This is a genomic window from Paenibacillus sp. JCM 9796 (assembly GCF_055379675.1).
This window is the reverse complement of record NZ_AP043723.1, coordinates 3,311,223-3,329,607: the sequence shown is the minus strand read 5'-3', so window position 1 is coordinate 3,329,607 and position 18,385 is coordinate 3,311,223. Positions and strand designations below refer to the sequence as shown.

Below are 18,385 nucleotides of genomic sequence, written 5' to 3'. Positions count from 1 at the left end.
AATCCCGACTTTGACATTAAGATGATGTATGTAGGTAATCGCCGCTTTTTCCGCCCGTTTTGCTGACCAGCAGGGTCGGACCGATCTGCATCGATTTCTCGGCGGCTTTGCACATGTCGTACACCGTAAGCGCGGCGGCGGACACGGCGGTGAGCGCCTCCATTTCCACCCCGGTCTGCCCCTTCGTACGAACGGTCGCTTCAATATAAAGCTCGGTTTCCCCGTTGTTGTCGAACTCGACATTGACCCCGGTTAAAAATAGCGGATGACACATCGGAATCCAGTCCGACGTTTTCTTAGCCGCCATGATCGCCGCCACCTGGGCGACGCCCATTACATCGCCTTTGCCGATCCGTCCTTGCAGGATCAGCTGCAGCGTCTCGGGACGCATCGTCACCGTCGTCCGCGCGGTCGCTGTGCGGGTCGTTTCGGACTTGTCCGATACATCGACCATGCGCGCACGTCCTTGCTCGTTGAAATGCGTCAGCGGCGATAGCGCAGCGTCTTTCGCCGTCTCTTGATCTTCTTCCCGTTTAGTCAAGGACAATCGCCCCTCCCTCCACATAACGCCGCGACTCGGTCACCAGCTCGTTAATGCGAAAATCGAACAGTCCCATCGGCACCTCGTCGATGATTTGCTCTTCGAAGGCCGGCGCCACAATGTACGGCTTCGGCAGACCGGTGCGCACATACTGCTGTATGAAACGGTCATAGAAGCCGCCGCCATACCCGAGCCGCCCCATGTTTAAGTCAAAGGCGAGTCCAGGCACAATCACGACGTCGATTTGCCGAATATCGAACAGCTGCGGCGCCTTAGCCACCGGCTCGCGAATTCCCCAAGTGCCCCGCTCCAAATCGGCGTAGGATTTAATTTCATATAGTTTAAGCTGCTTATGCGCAGTCACGATCTTCGGGACAACTACCCGCCAAGGCCGTTTCCAGCACGCTTCCAGCACGGGCGTTACGTCGACCTCTGTCTTGACCGGCATATACGTCAGCAGGGTCGGCTTGCGGCGGACAGACGGATCCGGCTGCAGAAGCTCTTCCAGACGGGCCATCAGCTTGCGGCTGATCGCCTCGGATTTGGCCTGACGCTCGTCCTCCCCGATGGCGGCCCGCACCGCCTCGGCCTCCCGCCGAAGCTTGATTTTTCTCTCTTTAATGTTCATGACCGGCCTCTTTTCAACAGGCAATTCAACACTTGCTCCAGAAGGAACAAGTTCCGTTTTGTTAAGAAACATCCATTTTCACCAGTTTACAATAAATAAGCAATAAAAAAAAGCAGGCCGCTCCCTGTTCTTCGACTGCAGCCGTAGAAGGGACTCCCCAGGAATCGGACAAGCCGCCGGGTAAACGGAAGGAAATCGAAAAAACGGAGCGAATATGCTACACTTATAGTCGTAAAACCGCGAAAAAGAAACGTAAATGAACGCATATACAAGCTGGGAGGCTTCAGAATTATGCTTTTGCAAGTATCGGGGATTACCAAAAGCTACGGCGTTACGACCGTGCTTTCCAATATAACGCTGCAGATCGAAGCCCGCGAACGCATCGGCCTTGTCGGGGTGAACGGGGCGGGGAAATCGACGCTGCTGCAGATCATTGCCGGCGAGCTGTCGTATGATGAGGGCAACATTTTTAAAGCGAAGGAAACGAAAATCGGCTACTTGCGGCAAAACACCGGTCTCGCCTCGGATCGTTCCATCTGGAACGAGCTGATGAGCGTGTTTGCGGGCATGCTGGAGATGGAGGAAGAGATTCGCCGCCTGGAAGCGCGCATGTCCGAACCCGACGTGCTCGCCGACGAGAAAAAAACGGAGGACACGATGCGGCGTTACGCCGAGCTGTCCGACGCGTTCCGCGCCAAGGGCGGCTATGAGATCGAAGCGAAGGTGCGGGGCGTGCTGAACGGTATGGGCTTCGGCAGCATGAATGCCGACACCCCCGTTCAGGCGTTAAGCGGCGGTCAGAAGACGCGGCTGGCGCTGGCCAAGATGCTGCTCGAAGCGCCGGATCTGCTGCTGCTCGACGAGCCGACCAACCATCTGGACATTCCGACGCTGACGTGGCTGGAGCAATACCTCCGCTCCTACCCCGGGGCAATTCTGGTCGTGTCTCACGACCGTTACTTCCTGGACGCGCTGGTCGATGCCATCTATGAAATCGAGCGCAACTCGTCCAAACGGTACACCGGCAATTACTCGCGGTACATCGAGCTGAAAGAAGCGGACTACGAGATTCAATTGAAACAATATGAAAAGCAGCAGGATGAAATCGCCAAGATGGAAGAATTCGTACAGCGGAATATTGTGCGCGCGTCCACAACGAAACGGGCCCAAAGCCGCCGCAAGGCGCTTGAGAAAATCGAACGGCTGGACAAGCCGCTCGGAGATCTCAAGAGAGCCAGCTTCGCCTTTGAGATCGAAGCGCAGACAGGCCGCGAAGTGCTCGACGTCCGCGGTCTAAGCGTGTCTTATGACGGGCGAAATCCGCTGGTGCGCAATGTCACGTTTCAGCTGCGGCGAGGCGACACGGCGGCATTGATCGGTCCGAACGGGATCGGCAAAACGACGCTGCTCAAAACGCTCATCGGCCAGCATCAACCCGACCGGGGCACCTATCAGTGGGGAACTAACGTTAAGATCGGGTATTATGATCAGGAACAAACCGGCCTCAATCCGAACCATACCGTGCTCGAGGAGGTATGGAACGCGTTCCCTCATTTAGAGGAAGCGCGGATTCGCACGGTGCTCGGCAATTTTCTGTTTAGCGGCGAGGACGTCTTCAAGAAAGTCGGATCGCTCAGCGGCGGCGAGAAGGCCCGGGTTGCGCTAGCCAAGCTGATGCTTCTGAAAGCGAACGTGCTCATTCTCGACGAGCCGACCAACCATCTGGACTTGTATTCGAAGGAAGTATTGGAATCGGCGTTGATCGATTACGAAGGGACGCTGCTTTTCATTTCGCATGACCGGTATTTCCTCAACAAAATGGCCGAAAGCATGCTCGAGCTCGCCCCTGACGGGGTCACCGTCTACCTGGGCAACTATGACGATTATGTCGAGAAAAAGCAGGAGCTCGCCGAAATCGAGCAGGAGCGGCTGGCGCAGGAGGCGGCAAAGCGCGGCGGAACAAGCAAAGGCGCGGAAAGCGCCGCGGGTTCGTCCGCCAGCGCACAGGCGGCCCCGGCGAACGGCTATGAGGCGAATAAGCAGGCCAAACGCGAGGAACGCAGCCGTCAGCGCAAGCTCGAGCAGCTCGAGGAGCAAATCGCCCGGCTGGAGAATGAAATTTCCGAGCTGGAAAGCGAGCTGGCCCTGCCCGAGGTGTACAACGATTACGTGCTCGTGCAGCAAAAGAATACAGCCATGGAATCCAAGCGCAGCGAGCTGGCAACCTGTTATGAACAGTGGGAGCAGCTGGCGGAGTCGTAATCATAAGTGTCATTGCGTGTAATCATGTAAGGAAGGGCGCCTGGGAGGGCGCCTTTCTTCACATCGGGGCGGAATCGGGTCGAACCGGCGGGACAACCCTACAGGCTGGAACCTTTGCCATTCATCTCATTTGCCAATCGTTAGAGGAGGGACGCAACTTGTTCGATGAAGCGGATAAACACCGTAATAAGAAGGCGTTGATCATCGGCGGCGGTATCGGCGGATTGGCCGCTGCCCGGGCGCTGCACATGCAAGGCTGGGAATGCTGCGTATGCGAAAAAGCAGACTCCCGCACCGGCGCAGGCGCCGGCATCGTTCTGGCCGCCAACGCCATGAAGGCGCTGGACCGGCTTGGGGCCGGGGATGCCGTCCGCGCTCAAGGCTCGCCAGTTCGGCAGGGCTTGATCCGCACTTGGGACGGCAAGCGGATCACCCGTCTCCCGGTCGAGGAGCAAGCCAGACGGTTCGGCTCGGAGAGCTGGATGATCCATCGGGCCGACCTCCATGCCGTGCTGATCGCGCTGCTGCCCGTCGATACGATCATTTATGGACGGCGATTGGTGCGATTCGAGCAAACGGAGCGGAACGTGACGGCGCATTTTGAGAATGGGGAAACCGCGACCGGTGCCCTGCTGATCGGGGCCGACGGCTTGCATTCCACCGTGCGCCGGGCATTGTTCGGCCATACCCCGCTGCGCTACGCCGGGTTCACCGCCTTCCGCGGCATTTGCCGGTTTCCGGAAGCGCGCATCGCGGGCGACGTCGGCGAAGGCTTCGAAGCATGGGGTCCCGGCATGCGGTTCGGCGCCACGCCGATCGGCCGCGGGGACATCTTCTGGTTCGCCGCCGTGAACGCACCCGAAGGCTTCACCGTCCCGCCCGGCCGGCGAAAGCCGGCGGTGCTCGCGCATTTGCGCGGCTGGGCGTCTCCGGTCGAAGCGCTGGTCGAAGCGACGGACGAAACAGCCGTCCTCTCGCACGACGTCTTCGACCGGACTCCGCTCCCGCGCTGGAGCGAAGGACGCGTCACGCTGCTTGGCGACGCCGCTCATCCGATGCTGCCCAATCTCGGGCAGGGCGGCGCTCAGGCGATGGAGGATGCGCTGGTGCTGGCACGCGCCTTGGCGGAGGCGGACCCCGATGTGCCTCAAGCGCTAACCGCTTACGAACGCAGCAGACTCCCGCGCACGACCCGTGTTGTACGTGATTCGCGGCGGATGGGACGGCTCGTCCAGCTGGAGCATCCGGCGGCGATCGCCATACGCAACCGGATACTCCGCGCCATGCCGCCCGGCTTGCAGTTGCAGCGGCTGGACTGGCTGATCGGGCACGATGTCTTCCATTAAGGCGTTTCGCCCTCTTCGCCAGAAACTGCCCCTCGATAAGAGACAGCGCATACAGAAGAGCAGCGATGAGGCATTCCTGGATGTCGGAACGCCTTGATCGCTGCGATTCGATGTCGGTTTTTCCGCGTTCCCTGTCGATAACAACATGCCGAACGCCATAAAGAACGGAAGAACGACACAACCGATACGTTTCGACTTTTCCGGATAGGGAGCAAAGGTACATAACCACAGTGCAGGGTCGGCTCCATATTGCGAAAAAACGGACTCAAAGCGAACCCGGAATCAACCGCGGCCTCTGGCACTTTTCTCCAAATAATTCACCTGATCCAGCGTGTGCATAACGAAGAAAAATGACGGAAATATCCACAAGGATATCCCCAGAAAAAAATGTCACTTTCTCTAGAAAAATCGGCCTTTTTTATTTCATCCACAGACTTATGCACATTATCCACAGAAATGATGTGCGAAAGTTATGCACGGCACCCGTGGAAAACCGAAAATGTACATTTCCCGTCATGACGCGATTTCCTAAACTTACCCACAATATGCACAGAGACTGTGGATAACTTTTGTCCACAGTCTCTATCACCCGTTTTTGTATCCACGATCCAGCAGCAGCGGAAATATTTACTTTTGGTGCAAATTTACGGAATCGTAATTTCGACCTCTTCCGCAGCTCCGTTCCCTTGCGCCGGAATTTTCCGCTGCCGTTCGTCGCGCGCCGCTTGGTTGCAGGCCGCCATAAACGCATGTGCCGCAGCCATCAAAATATCGCGCTGTGCCGAAACCCCGCGATACGTTTGACCGTTCGCCCGCACCGTCACGATCGCTTCGCCGCTGGCCTCTTCGCCGGACGACAGCGAGTACAGCTCCAAATCGGCGAATTCGGCTTCAAACGGCAGCGCCTGCTTGATCCCGGCGACGACAGCCTCTACCGGTCCTTCGCCCGTACCGGTGTACACCTTCTCGCGTCCCGTCTCCTCATTGCGGATCGTGCAGGAAGCGACCCGGTGTCCGGCGTCGCCGGTTACCAGTTGGGTCGAGACGAGCGTGAACGGCTCCAGCATACGGTTAACCGCAGCTCCGACCAGCTCCAGGAGCTGATGATCGTGGACCACCTTCTGCCGGTCGGCCAACTCCTTGAAGGCGTTGTAGAAGCTTTCCATTTGCTCCGCATCCAGCTCGACGCCCAATTCGCTGACCCGGTGCTTGATCGCGTGGCGGCCTGAATGCTTGCCCAAAATAATCATGCTGCGCGGAATGCCCAGCGACTCGGGATCCATGATCTCGTAAGTGCTGCGGTTCTTCAGCAAGCCGTCCTGATGAATGCCCGCTTCGTGCTGGAAGGCGTTGCGGCCGACGATCGGTTTATTGAAGGCGATCGGGAAGCTCATCGCACGGCTGACCATTTGCGACGTAGCGAAAATATGCTCCGGCCGCACGCCGGTTTCGGCGCCCATCGCGCTTTTCCTCGTATCCAGCGCCATCACCAGCTCCTCGAGCGAACAATTGCCCGCCCGCTCGCCAACGCCGTTCACCGTGACCTCGACTTGGCTGACGCCGGCCTTGATCGCCGCCAGGCTGTTCGCGACCGCCAACCCCAAATCGTTGTGACAATGCGCGCTGAACCTGACGCGGTCGGCGCCGCGCACGCTCTTCATCACGCGTGTGAACATCGCGCCGTACTCCTCCGGCAGCGCATAACCGACCGTGTCCGGAATGTTGATAATCGTGGCGCCTTCCTCGATCACCGCCTCGATCACCTCGAACAGAAACTCGTCGCCCGTCCGCGTCGCATCCATCGGCGAAAATTCCAGTTCTCCGACAAATTGCCTGCCGTACGCCACCATCTCCCGGGCAAGGGCGACGACTTGCTCCCGCGTTTTACGCAGCTGGAAGTCCAGGTGGATGTTCGACGAAGACAAGAACATATGCAGCCTCCGGCGCTGCGCATCCTGCGTCGCCTGGACGGCGGCGTCGATATCCGCCTTCACCGCCCTGGCGAAGCCGCATATTTCCACACCCTGCAGCTCGCGGGAAATTTGCTGCACCGCGGCGAAGTCGCCCGGGCTCGAGATCGGAAAGCCCGGCTCAATGACGTCTACGCCCAGTTTGGCCAGCTGTCGGGCAATGACGATTTTTTGCTCCGGCGCGAGCGTCGCGCCCGGCGCCTGCTCCCCGTCCCGCAGCGTCGTATCGAAAATCGTGATGCGCCTGATGCCTTCTTTCTCCGTACCTTGAATATCTTGACCGTGAGCTGTATAGTTGTGTTCCATGATCGTTCATCCTCCTTAAGAATGTGTGTTCCTCCAATCGAGTAGGAGGCTACCCATTAGTTGAGTAGCCGACCTCTCACACCACCGTACGTACCGTTCGGTATACGGCGGTTCAACCGCTTGAGTGCAAGTTACGAAGACGCTCGTATTGGGCAGGGAAGTCATAATACCCTGCCTGTACGAGCTTTTCGTTTGTTATGGAACGAGACAGCACTGGGCTTCCGGCCACGCGCCAGTATCCCAGACGAGTATTTCCCCACTGGTAAGCCTGCCACTCCGGTATCCCCAACTTGCGCAGGTTTTGTACCTTTGTTTTCGGCTTCTTCCATTGTTTCCAGATGTACATGCGGAATCGTCTTCTCAGCCACTCGTTCCAGCTTTGCAGAATCCGTTTCATGTCAGCCACGTAGAAGTGACCGATCCAGCCGCGAATATAGACCTTTACGTCCTCCATGACCTGTCGAACATTCCTGCCTTGACTCCGACTCGTTAGTTCTTTCAGCTTCTTCTTCGCTTTTGCGAGAGATTGTGAATGAACACGGATATATATCCCGCTTCCGTTCTTCCCCAGAGCAAAGCCAAGGAATTTGAAATGTTTCCGAGCCACTACGCTGACGACCTTGCTTTTCTGCGCATTCAGTTTGAGTTTTAGCTTGTTCTCCAAGTACGCCCTACAGGATTCCAGAAGCCGCGTTGCTGCCCGTTTGCTCTTCGCCAGCACGACGATGTCATCCGCATAGCGTATGACCACTACGCCTCGGCGTTTCATCTCCTGATCAAACTCGTTCAGGTAGATATTGGCGAGTAGCGGCGATAGCGGGCCGCCTTGCGGTGAACCTTCTTCGGTCTCACGTCGCACTCCGTTTTCCATGACTCCGCTTTTGAGATACTTCTTAATCAGATCGGTTACTCGCTTGTCACGGATTTGCTTGCGCAGCAAGTTCATCAGCAGTTCGTGGTTCAAGGTGTCGAAATACTTCGAGAGGTCGATTTCTACGGCATAGCCGTGCCCCTGCTCCGTATAAGCTTTCACGTTCTGGATCGCTTGCTGCGCACTCCGTCCGGGGCGGTAGCCATAGCTACCCTCCGAGAAAAGCGGTTCGAACAGCGGTTGCAACTGTTGGGCAATGGCTTGCTGGATCACACGGTCCACTACGGTGGGAATGCCAAGTTTTCGCACTCCGCTTCCATCCGGTTTGGGGATTTCCTTGCGCCGCACAGGGCTTGGCCTGTATCTTCCTTCCCGAATGCTTTGCAAGAGTTCGTCTCTATGTTCCCGCAACCACGGTAGTGCCGCCTCGACGGTCATTCCGTCGATTCCTGGCGCTCCGTGATTGCTTTTGACCCGCTTGTAGGCTCTGTTTAGGTTGTCCCTGCCCAGTATCCTCTCCAGCAGGTCTGTTGCACTGTCTCTTTCTCTGCTTTCCCGAGCTCCGATACTCCGCGCTCCTGCATACTCTTCGTGTTCCACACTATCCCTTTGCGGGCAGCCCTTTCGGTATTCTGCTTTCATCGTATCGGTTCTCCTTCCTGCATGTACTTGAGGCTTACGATTGTTCGGCCCTTCCCGAAAAAAAAAAATTTCCGGTAGTATGGCCTCTGCTGACTTCTCACAGCAAGCTTTACTCCGCCTTTCGAATGGTCTACTTGACGTCTGTGAGATCTCCCCGGGTAAGAGCGATAACTTTCCCCTCATCCATCTGCCACATCTACATGATGAGATTCGGGCAGTATTGGACTTCGCTTTGTACTGCAAGCTCGTCCGCCTCATCATGCCTTCTATGTGATTTCTGTTCGTCAGACCGAGGGTTTGCCTCCGGCTTCCTTCAGATTCCGCCTCGCGGCGGACACCCTTGCCTTTGGCTAACAGTTCCTACTGCCAAGCCTGTAGCGGACTTTCACCGCCAAGTTATCGCCCATGCCGGGCGCACAATAAAAAAGCCCATCGTCTCTTGTCTATCAAGAGACGACAGGCTGTAAGCTTGCCGCGGTACCACTCTTCTTGAAGCTGCGTCCATGCGGTCGTGCACTACCGGCATGAGGCTGCTTCCACCTCGAATGTTGATCACGGAGACGTCTCCGTCGAAATCTACGGGCTCCGGCCGCCCCATCCGGGTACGGTTCCATTCCCATCAATTCCGCCGCTCCCGGGCGAGCTTCAAGCTTCCGCCGACTGCGTCGCACCACCCCGCAGCTCTCTGTCCGATCGGTTCGCTTTACTGTTCCCGTTCTTCGCGTTTCTGACTATTTCATGTAGAGACTCCCGGCTGGGAAAATAAAAAAGCCCGCCGTCTCTATCAAAGAGACGACAGGCTGTTCCCGTCGCGGTACCACTCTTGTTGACTCCTCTGCCCTAGGCGCAGGCGAAGTCCGCTCAAAGCCGGATCACGGTGGCGAACCGTCAAAGCTTACCGCCTTCTTAGTCATGCGCGCTTGCATGCTGGCTCTTGGCTTTGCCGCTCCCGGGCGAGTTTCACCGTGCTCCCCAACTGCGTTGCACCGACCCGCAGCTCTCTGAATAGGTATGGCGGTTACTGTTCCCGATCATTGCGTTTTGATTTGTTAGTCATTATAGTATGCGCCGGATGGAATGTCAATGCGTCATTCGGGAAAAAACAGCGCCCGATTATTTCGAGATATAGAAAGCGTCGTTCTCGAACTTCATCGTCAACCCTAACTCCTCCACGGCAAACTTCCATGTCATCGGAAAATACGTAATGTCGTTCAGAACAAGAATCGGATACGGTTCCTTAGCGTTATCGATCCACGCATCGTTTACGTAAACGTTAAAGGCGGGCAGTTTCGCGTACAGCTTGGAGGAAGGCGTACCCCAATCCAAATCCAAAGCCCCGGCTTCGTTATCCGTTTTCCGAACGACAAACCCGACTTCCGCATCCCACTTTGTTTCCAGAGCCAAAGCTTGCGTGTAGTTCCAGGTCATTGGAAAATAGGTGATATCGTTGTATAAGATAACAGGGTATTCCGTGGCGTCGTTGACTATTTGCTGTCCGTTTACGTAAAGGTCGAACAGAGGCAATTGTACGGTTACCGATTCGTCCGGAATCTTTTCTTTCGGAGCCGGAGGCGCCGAATTCGGTGCAGGCGTAAGCGTCGAATCCGTGTCTGACGAGCTGCTGCTCCCCCCTCCGTTATGATAATGGTACTCGCCGTATTCAAGGCCCCACTTCTCACAATTTGTCCGGCATGTATGCCCCCCGTTCGAGTCGGTTCGGCCCGGGTGGGCATAGGAAGCAGATGAAAACAGCAGTAACGCTAGCATGGTCAGGGCAAGCACTTTTTTCGTTGTCATGATGTGATCAGCTCCTGGTCGGTAGAAATCTTTAGTGCCAAGAATCATTAATAGGTTTAACAAAGGATAAAGCGGATGCACTATCGAAGTTTAATGGAAATCCCCGCAAATTTATATCCCAACTATAAGCAGAGGAGAAAAATATCATGTTTCAGCTTGAGCTATATAATGCTATATGGTTATTCGTAGTAATATTTATGCTTCATGATTTTGAGGAAATTATAGCTGTTGAAAAATGGGCGAAAAGAACGGAAAGCAGAATAACGGGTAACAGCAACCGGATAAGCAAAAAGATTTGGCAATTTTGGAACGTTAATTCTTATTCCTTTGCGAAGAGAGATGTTTTTATATTCTTAACGATGTCTATAATTACTTTCATTAAAATCCAAAACTTAGAAAGTTTATGGAGTTCGATTTTATATCTTTCCTTCTTGATATTTGTACTCATACACAATGTAGCCCACGTCTTGCAAACATGGTTACTAAAAACATATACCCCAGGTCTCTATACAGCTGTCTTTTTAGTAACTCCTTATACCATTTATTTGTTAGACCGCTTAACTTAGCAGAAATTTGATCATGCTCCTTGTTCAACGAACAGGTGTGTTACAACATGAACCTTTAACAGAGCTAATTATTAAAAAAGCCCCGATGCCCGGTTCATGCCGGACACCGAAGCCTTTACGCAAATGGCAGGCTGGAGTCTGCTACTCCGTGATAAACATATAACGCAGCACGATCAGCACCGCCAGCACCCACATCAGCCAATGGACTTTATATTGGCCTTTGCCGCTCAGTTTCGCGACGGTGGCCAGCAAGACATAACTGACGATCCCGAACGAAATCCCGTTGGCGATGTTGTACGTGAAGGGCATGAACGCGACAGTGAAGAACGCCGGAATGCCGTAAACCAAATCTTGAAAGTCGATCTCGCGAACCGATTGCATCATCAGCACGCCGACAATAATAAGCGCCGCCGCTGTCGCGGAACCCGGAATAAGCGCGGCAATCGGGGCAAGGAACAAGGCGAGCAAGAAGCAGACGCCCGTCGTCACCGCCGTCAAGCCGGTGCGTCCGCCTTCGGCGACCCCCGCAGCACTTTCGACGAAAGCCGTCACGGTGCTCGTACCGACCAAGGCCCCGCCGCTGACGCCGATCGCATCCACCATCATCGCTTTGCCGACGCGTTTCTGGCCTTCGACTTTGTCTTTCATGAATCCGGCACGGTTCGCCGTACCGACGAGCGTTCCGAATGTATCGAACAGCTCCACAAATGTAAACGTCAAGATGACGGAAATAATCCCTGCATTCATAATCCCTGCAAAATCGAATTCAGCAAAGGCCAGCTTGCTAAGGTCCGGCACCCAGGTCGTCTTCTCGCTGCCGAGCGTGGCCAAATTGACAACCGGCGTACCGTCCGGATTATGCATGAACATGCCCACTACCGTCGTCAGCAGGATGCCGAACAAAATCGCGCCGCGCACCTGCAGCACTATCAAAATCGAGATCAATGCAAGTCCGATGATGCAGAGCAGCACGTTGACGTTATGCATGCTGCCGATATGGAAGACCGTCTCAAAGGAGAGCAGATCGGTATATTTGCCTTTCGGCACATCGTTCAGCGTTTCGACCGCAACGGTCAGCAGCCCGCTGTTCTTCAATCCGATGATCGCGATAAACAGCCCGATTCCGACCGTAATCGCGTGCTTCAAGCTGTCCGGCACTGCGACGATCAGCATCTGCCGCACCTTCGTCACCGTCAATACGATGAAAATCAAGCCCGAAATAAAAACGGCCGTCAAGCCCATCTGGTACGTAAACGTGCCGCCCGAAGCCAGGATCACCGTCGCAAAATAGGCATTCAACCCCATCCCCGGCGCCAAGGCGACAGGAAAATTCACGAAGAGCCCCATACAGATCGTAATGACGCCTGCGGCAATCGCGGTTGCCAAAAACACGGCCGTCCAGTCCATTCCCGTCGCGCCGGAGCCGAATGCGCTAAGAATGTTCGGATTGACGGCCAAAATATACGCCATCGTCATGAACGTGGTTAGCCCGGCCATCACTTCGGTACGAACTGTAGTGCCGTTCTCTTTTAGCTTAAACAAACGATCCATTTTTTCCAAAATCCCCCTCGGAAAGAGTGTTTTCGAAAACAACGACGAAAAGCCCGGGTACCTGACGGTCCGGGCTCACAAGAAAAAAGGCTCCGCGGGATTCCGCGAAACACGTGCTTTCTTGTTCGTAGCCAGATCATTTACGGTGACCTCGTAGAAACTCCCGGGCCGATTCCCGGGATTATACGAAACGGTTATTCTCTTCAATTCCTGTATTCATTATAAAAAGTGATGTCACTGCTGTCAACCAAAATTACCGAACATTCGACATTTTTCTCAACGCTATCGTTCGGCATTCGACCTAACAAAAAGCCCGCTCTCGTATGTCGCGAGAACGAGCCTTCTTTCGTTTATTCCCACTCAATCGTCGCTGGAGGTTTGGAGGTGATGTCATACACGATCCGGTTGACGTTGTCAACTTCGTTGACGATACGGACCGAAATTTTCTCCAGCACATCCCATGGAATACGAGCCCAGTCGGCCGTCATGCCGTCAATGGAGGTTACTGCACGGATGCCGACCGTATACGAATACGTACGGGCGTCACCCATAACGCCGACGCTCTTCATGTTCGGCAGCGCCGTGAAATATTGCCAAATCTCGCGGTCGAGACCGGCTTTGGCGATTTCGTCGCGCAGAATCGCATCCGATTCGCGAACGATCGTCAGCTTCTCCTCCGTCACTTCGCCAAGCACGCGGATGGCCAGTCCCGGACCCGGGAACGGCTGACGCCACACGATGGCCGCCGGCAGTCCGCACTCTTCGCCGACCTTACGCACCTCGTCCTTGAACAGCGCTTTGAGCGGCTCCACCAGCTTGAACTTCATATCTTCCGGCAATCCGCCGACGTTGTGATGCGATTTGATCGTTTGTGCCGTAGCCGTACCGCTTTCCACGATATCCGTATACAGCGTGCCTTGCGCCAAGAACGCGAAGTCGTCGAATTTCCCCGACTCCTCTTCGAAGACGCGAATGAATTCCGTGCCGATGATTTTACGCTTCTGTTCCGGATCGTCGACGCCGGCCAATTTGCCCAGGAATCGCTCGCGGGCATCGATTTTGACGACTTTCATATCGAATTTGCCGACGAACGTATCCATCACGCTCTCCGCCTCGCCTTTGCGCAGCAAGCCGTGGTCGATAAACATACACGTCAGCTGATCGCCGATCGCTTTGTGAATCAGCATCGCCACCACGGACGAATCGACCCCGCCGCTCAGGGCGCACAGCACCTTTTGGTCCCCGACTTGTTCGCGGATTTCTTGAATCGTGTCCTCAATGAAGGTCGTCATGCTCCACGTTCCCTCGCACCCGCATACATGGTACAGGAAATTACGAATCATTTCGTTGCCGTAGACGGAATGGCGCACTTCCGGATGGAATTGAACGGCGAACATCTTCTTCTCCGGATGACTCATGGCCGCGATAGGCGCATGCTCGGTGCTCGCGTCGACGACGAAGCCTTCCGGCGTCTGCACGACAAGGTCGCTGTGACTCATCCATACGGTTTGCTTCTTATCGAGCCCGTGCACGAGTCCGCAAGCATCCGTGAAATCGACTTCGGCTTTGCCGTACTCGCGCTTCGAAGCCGGCTCCACCTTACCCTCCAACTGATGGGCCATCATCTGCATCCCGTAACAAATGCCGAGAATCGGCACCCCGAGGTCATATACGGCCGGGTCGACCAGCGGAGAAGCTTCCCCGTACACGCTGGCGGGACCGCCTGAGAAGATGATGCCCCGAGGCTGCAGCGCTTTGATTTTGTCGGCCGGTGTATTGAACGGCAGCAGCTCGCTGTATACGCCCAAGTCGCGGATACGGCGTGCGATCAACTGGTTGTACTGCCCGCCAAAATCGAGCACCACAATAATTTCATTCGGCTTGTCCATGGTTTGTACGTTCCTCCTGCAATAAGCGTTCATTTTTCAATGACACCTATTATAAGCTTACACCGGATAAAGGGCAATGCTTTGTCTGACCGTTTTGTCGCATGATGGCGAAAAATGAAAAAAGCCCGTCCCGATGCAGCGGACGGACTCTTGCGGCGACTACGCTTTGCGGCTGCGCCGCAGCTGCAGCCAAGCGTCCCGCAGCGCCTGTCTGGAGACGGGGGCCGGCGACGACGCATAAGGATCGGCGTAGCGCTGCGCTTCGAGCAGCCGCGTGAAACGGACCAGCGCCTGCCGGTGAGCCTCGCTGAGGCAGGCGCGCGAAGCGGCGTATTCGCGCAGCGTTTGCGCAGGCGCCGCCGGGCCGTAGGTCCGCTGCAGCCGGCGCCAGAACCGTTCACCCAGGCGATGGGCGGACAACCGGCGCAAGCCATGCAGCAAGCCCGCGCTGCCGGACGGTGCCGCAGCGGGCCGCGCCTGCTCGGCGGCAGCGGTGCGAAGCTGCCGGCTGCCGGCTGTAAGGCCGAGCGCCAAGAGTGCGCCGGTGCCGGCTATGACCGCGGCAGCGGCGAGCGTCGGCCGGGTAAGCCGGGCCGAGACACCGCCCCAAGCAGCCTTCGCGCGTCCGCCGAGTATGTCCAGCGAGGCGGCCAGGTCACGGTACGCCGCTTGCATACGCTCTGCGGCACCGGCCGTCCAGCGGTTCGAAGACGGCTGTCCCTCCGTCCCGGCCCCAGCTGTCCCGGTGTGCGGGGTCGGCGGCACGCTTTCTCCGTTAAAGCCGGGGGTCGGCTCGAAGGGCGCCCAGCCGGCCGTCGGGAAATACACCTCCACCCAAGCATGGGCGTCTTGCTGCCGCACCTGCACGTTGTATCGTGTCCTATCGTCCAACTTCTCCGACGCGACGACTTCGCCGGGCGTAAACCCCTTCACCCAGCGAGCGGGAACGCCGGAAGCGCGCAGCAGCACGACCATCGCCGTTGAGAAGTGATCGCAGTATCCGGCGCGCTGCTCGAACAAGAAGCGGTCAACCAGGTCCTCCCCGGTCGCGGCGGGCCGCGTATTGTCCGTGCGGTACGCGTAATGCTCGCGCAAGTACCGCTCAATGGCGTCGGCTTTCGCATAAGGCGTCTCGGCCTGCTGCGTAATTTGACGCGCCAGCCCGCGGACGCGTTCCGGCAGCGCTTCAGGCAGCTGCAGGAACCGTTCGCGGACGGCGGCGGGATAATCGGTTCCCGCATCGCGCTGCAGCATCGAACGGTCGGTCAGCACGCGGGCTTCGAGACGATAGAACGACAGCGGGTCCGTTAACGCCGGCATCACATATCGGTCCGTCTCCGCCTGCTTCCACACCCAATCGACCGGGATGGCTTGTCCCCGTGCGGTTTGCAAGGCGTCGACGCGGGTGATCGTCCCTCCCGCAAGCAGGAAGCGGTTCAACGTCGAATCGGCTAACGCCACCTCCTGGATAACGGCTGTATAGGCGGACGAAGCCGCCAGTTCCGGCGTCGGTTCGCCCAAGCGGGATTGGAGCATCGTCGGTTCAGGCTCCGTCCAGCCTTGCCCCGTATAACGGCTCTTGGCTTCGCCGCGCCAATAGGTCAGACGCTCGGTAACCGCCGTGAAAGCCACGCCGGGATCGGCGCGCAAGGGCAGCCCGAGCAGGCTGTCGTCCGCTCCGTAGCCTGTGCGGGCCACCGCATCGGAGGCGCCGGCACGGTACCCGTTTGCCAGATGTTCTTCCCACGTCCGCATGTACGCCAACCAATCGGGCGGCTGGGCCTGCTGCGGATGAAGCAGCACGCCCAGACCGCCGGCTGCGAGGCTGGCGGCAAGCAGCAGCAGACCGGGCATCCAGACGCCCTGAGCGGCGATCGGCACCGTGCGGCTGTCCGCAGGCGCCCCCCCTGCCGCGGGCGGCGTCCCCGTCTCCGCAAGCCAGCGCCGCAAACGTCCGGGCTGCAGAAGCAATTGAAGCAGCAGACCGATAGCCAGGCAGCGGCAAACGGACCCTAATGCATCCAACCCGAACGCCGTTTGCATCAAGATCGGAACCGCCAGCGTCATCAGCACCAGCCAAAACATGGAACGGCGATCGAGCACAAGCGATTGCACGACCGAGATGAAGAACGCCCAGCCGGTCGTGAACAGCAGCGTTCGCGTCGCAGGCTCCCACGCCCCTAAGCGGCCCTGCAGTCCCTCGCTCCAATCGATTGCCAGCTCCCGGCCCCAGATCGCCCATTCCTCCGCGTTCGGAAAGGCTTGACCGTGGTGCAGCCAAGCGGTGAACAGCACGATCCCCGCGGCTTTCAGCGGCCAAACCGCCCAGGCGGACGGACGAAACGAATCGATCAGAACGAACAGCGAGAACGTCCAAACGAAGGGAGCAATGGAATAAAGCTCGGTGACCTCGGCTAATCGGCCGAGCGGGTACAGCCATTCGAGCAGCAGCAGCAGCAGCAGCAAGCTCAGCAGGGCATCCTCGCCCCACGAAGTGCGCGGCTCAGACTGCGTTTGGCCCGCGAAGCCCGGGTCCCGGTCCGCAGCGGCGGGACCGGCAGGTATCGTGGAGGCGAGCGCTCTTGCAGGGGAGACGTACGCTGCCTGCGGCGTTAGGCCCGGCGAATAGCCGGAAAACCCCACCGATGCAGACGGAGCGGCAGGCATCGCGGAAGCGAGCGCAGTGGTCGGGGAGGCGTTCTCCACATGCGGCAATTGTCCCGCTCCCCCTCCCGCCGCCAGACGGTCAATGTCCCGATGCGGCATAACCGTCACCTCCTATCTGCGGTGCGGAGGACACAGCTAGCGCGCTCACAACGGTCACGCGGCAGCCGAGCGCCTCCAGCTGCTGCAGCCACGACTCCACCGCGGCAGCGCTACCGCGCGACCACGGGCCTTGCACGTACACGAGCTGCACCGCCCGTCCCGGCAGCCGGCGCAGCACAGGGATCAGCTGCGCGTCTGCGCGGGCCGTCACCAGCGTGACGGCTCCGCCGCCGGCAGCAAGCGCTTCGCGCAGCGCCAGCTCGGCGAACGCCTGCGGGCGAGGATCGCCCTGAGGCACCGCTGCGAGCAGCGCCAGCACATCGCGCAAGCGCCCGCGGCCTTGCGCTTCGACGCTGCCGCCCCGGCCGTCGCTCACGGCCAGGCGCACGCGCAAGCCCTGCTCGAGCGCGCGCAGGGCGAGACCTGCCGCGGCCTCCGCCGCCGCCGTCAGCGCGGGATCCGCCCACAGGGCGTCTCCCGTGCTGCTCCCGGCTCCGGCCGCGTCCAAGCCGATGAGCTGCCGCCCGATGGCAGGCAGCTCGAGCTCCTTCGCGCGCAGCTCGCCGGTGCGCGCGCTGCTGCGCCAGTGGATCCGGCGGAGCGGATCCACTGGCGCGTAAGGCCGCGTGCCGATCACCTGCGGCACGCTTGCGCCGTTCGGCGGGCGTTTGCCTCGCCGCGCTTCTTCGAAGGCGGCGCCGGGATCGGCCGCCGCCGGCAGCAGCCGGGGCAGCACGAGCAGCTGCCCCTCGGCCGGGCTGCGCCGCTGCACGCGCAGCAGCCCGAAGGCGTCGCCGGCGGTGACCGTCCGCTCGGCGGCGGCATAGACGCCCCGGCCTAGCCCCGCCAGCCGGCTGGTCAAGCGCGCCTCGCCGCGGAAGCCCGCCGGCGCGTAAGCGCACAGCGTCACAGCTTCGCCGGTGCCGGTATGCACCCAGCGCTCCTCGAAACGCAGCCAGACGCCGGGCAGACCGCGCGCAGGCAGCGATACCCGATACGCGAAGCTGAGCGATTCCCCCGTAAATACATAGAGCAACCCGGCTTCAACCGGCTTCGTTTCTCTGGCCCCTAGATTAGAGAACGTATGTTCCGGACCCAGAAACAACCGCTCCACCCGGACTCCCCGACGAACGGACAGGTAGACTAGCAGCCCGTAGATCCACAGCAAGACGGCCACCCCCAGCGCGAACCAGGCCGTGCGGCCGCCCCAAGTCGCCGCCCAGACGCCGGCGGCCGCTCCAATCACGACA

12 protein-coding genes, 1 riboswitch and 2 other annotated features are annotated in these 18,385 nt (G+C 58.2%); of the genes, 3 read left to right on the top strand and 9 right to left on the bottom strand.

The features are described 5' to 3' along the window. Positions 1-16: 16 nt before the first annotated feature. Complete coding sequence (gene moaC / locus ACZ439_RS16030; RefSeq protein WP_230876354.1) at positions 17-454, bottom strand: cyclic pyranopterin monophosphate synthase MoaC; 438 nt, start codon at positions 452-454, stop codon at positions 17-19. Between the two features lie 79 nt (positions 455-533). After that, the gene (locus ACZ439_RS16025) at positions 534-1,169 is read right to left on the bottom strand and encodes a 5-formyltetrahydrofolate cyclo-ligase (protein WP_054798369.1); all 636 of its coding nucleotides are present in this window, start codon (positions 1,167-1,169) and stop codon (positions 534-536) included. A gap of 291 nt (positions 1,170-1,460) precedes the next feature. Between ACZ439_RS16025 and ACZ439_RS16020 the strand changes: the two genes are divergently transcribed. Then, entirely contained in the window at positions 1,461-3,431 is a 1,971-nt protein-coding gene (locus ACZ439_RS16020) for an ABC-F family ATP-binding cassette domain-containing protein (protein WP_141336536.1), read from the top strand. Continuing rightward, positions 3,407-4,777, top strand: coding sequence for an FAD-dependent monooxygenase (locus tag ACZ439_RS16015; protein ID WP_464619897.1), 1,371 nt, complete (start codon positions 3,407-3,409; stop codon positions 4,775-4,777). The genes ACZ439_RS16020 and ACZ439_RS16015 overlap by 25 nt, the downstream gene beginning before the upstream one ends. A gap of 644 nt (positions 4,778-5,421) precedes the next feature. Here the strand turns inward: ACZ439_RS16015 and ACZ439_RS16010 are convergent. The 3 genes from ACZ439_RS16010 to ACZ439_RS16000 form a co-directional block, all read right to left on the bottom strand. Further along, positions 5,422-7,053, bottom strand: a complete 1,632-nt coding sequence (locus ACZ439_RS16010) for a 2-isopropylmalate synthase (RefSeq protein ID WP_201317962.1) — start codon at positions 7,051-7,053, stop codon at positions 5,422-5,424. 112 nt (positions 7,054-7,165) lie between these two features. Next, a complete protein-coding gene (ltrA, locus tag ACZ439_RS16005) occupies positions 7,166-8,566 on the bottom strand; it encodes a group II intron reverse transcriptase/maturase (protein ID WP_054798696.1) in 1,401 nt (466 codons plus the stop codon). A 446-nt stretch (positions 8,567-9,012) separates the two neighbouring features. Then, positions 9,013-9,295: a binding site (T-box leader), on the bottom strand. A 56-nt stretch (positions 9,296-9,351) separates the two neighbouring features. Beyond that, positions 9,352-9,610, bottom strand: a binding site (T-box leader). Positions 9,611-9,679: 69 nt separating this feature from the next. Further along, positions 9,680-10,363: a YHYH domain-containing protein gene (locus ACZ439_RS16000; protein ID WP_464619896.1), complete on the bottom strand. Its 684-nt coding sequence runs from the start codon at positions 10,361-10,363 to the stop codon at positions 9,680-9,682. A gap of 146 nt (positions 10,364-10,509) precedes the next feature. On the opposite strand from ACZ439_RS16000, the gene ACZ439_RS15995 reads away from it, so the two are divergent. Continuing rightward, a complete protein-coding gene (locus ACZ439_RS15995) occupies positions 10,510-10,929 on the top strand; it encodes an HXXEE domain-containing protein (RefSeq protein WP_054798635.1) in 420 nt (139 codons plus the stop codon). A 141-nt stretch (positions 10,930-11,070) separates the two neighbouring features. On the opposite strand, the gene ACZ439_RS15990 is transcribed toward ACZ439_RS15995, so the two are convergent. The 4 genes from ACZ439_RS15990 to ACZ439_RS15975 all read right to left on the bottom strand — a co-directional run bounded on the left by ACZ439_RS15990 (position 11,071) and on the right by ACZ439_RS15975 (position 18,303). Then, positions 11,071-12,480, bottom strand: coding sequence for an NCS2 family permease (locus ACZ439_RS15990; RefSeq protein WP_054800505.1), 1,410 nt, complete (start codon positions 12,478-12,480; stop codon positions 11,071-11,073). A 108-nt stretch (positions 12,481-12,588) separates the two neighbouring features. Then, positions 12,589-12,689: riboswitch (purine riboswitch) on the bottom strand. Positions 12,690-12,830: 141 nt separating this feature from the next. Then, positions 12,831-14,369, bottom strand: coding sequence for a glutamine-hydrolyzing GMP synthase (gene guaA, locus ACZ439_RS15985; protein ID WP_141336787.1), 1,539 nt, complete (start codon positions 14,367-14,369; stop codon positions 12,831-12,833). Positions 14,370-14,528: 159 nt separating this feature from the next. Further along, the gene (locus ACZ439_RS15980) at positions 14,529-17,135 is read right to left on the bottom strand and encodes a DUF4129 domain-containing transglutaminase family protein (protein WP_464619895.1); all 2,607 of its coding nucleotides are present in this window, start codon (positions 17,133-17,135) and stop codon (positions 14,529-14,531) included. Further along, positions 17,116-18,303: a DUF58 domain-containing protein gene (locus tag ACZ439_RS15975; RefSeq protein WP_464619894.1), complete on the bottom strand. Its 1,188-nt coding sequence runs from the start codon at positions 18,301-18,303 to the stop codon at positions 17,116-17,118. Before ACZ439_RS15975 ends, ACZ439_RS15980 begins: the two co-directional genes overlap by 20 nt. Positions 18,304-18,385 lie beyond the last annotated feature (82 nt).

Excerpts from the sequence above, each read along its gene's own strand:
- ACZ439_RS16020 (WP_141336536.1), top strand. The coding sequence starts at position 1,461 with ATGCTTTTGCAAGTATCGGGGATTACCAAAAGCTACGGCGTTACGACC.
- ACZ439_RS16000 (WP_464619896.1), bottom strand. The coding sequence starts at position 10,363 with ATGACAACGAAAAAAGTGCTTGCCCTGACCATGCTAGCGTTACTGCTG.
- ACZ439_RS15980 (WP_464619895.1), bottom strand. The coding sequence starts at position 17,135 with ATGCCGCATCGGGACATTGACCGTCTGGCGGCGGGAGGGGGAGCGGGA.
- ltrA (WP_054798696.1), bottom strand. The coding sequence starts at position 8,566 with ATGAAAGCAGAATACCGAAAGGGCTGCCCGCAAAGGGATAGTGTGGAA.
- guaA (WP_141336787.1), bottom strand. The coding sequence starts at position 14,369 with ATGGACAAGCCGAATGAAATTATTGTGGTGCTCGATTTTGGCGGGCAG.
- ACZ439_RS15990 (WP_054800505.1), bottom strand. The coding sequence starts at position 12,480 with ATGGATCGTTTGTTTAAGCTAAAAGAGAACGGCACTACAGTTCGTACC.
- ACZ439_RS15995 (WP_054798635.1), top strand. The coding sequence starts at position 10,510 with ATGTTTCAGCTTGAGCTATATAATGCTATATGGTTATTCGTAGTAATA.
- moaC (WP_230876354.1), bottom strand. The coding sequence starts at position 454 with ATGGTCGATGTATCGGACAAGTCCGAAACGACCCGCACAGCGACCGCG.
- ACZ439_RS16010 (WP_201317962.1), bottom strand. The coding sequence starts at position 7,053 with ATGGAACACAACTATACAGCTCACGGTCAAGATATTCAAGGTACGGAG.
- ACZ439_RS16025 (WP_054798369.1), bottom strand. The coding sequence starts at position 1,169 with ATGAACATTAAAGAGAGAAAAATCAAGCTTCGGCGGGAGGCCGAGGCG.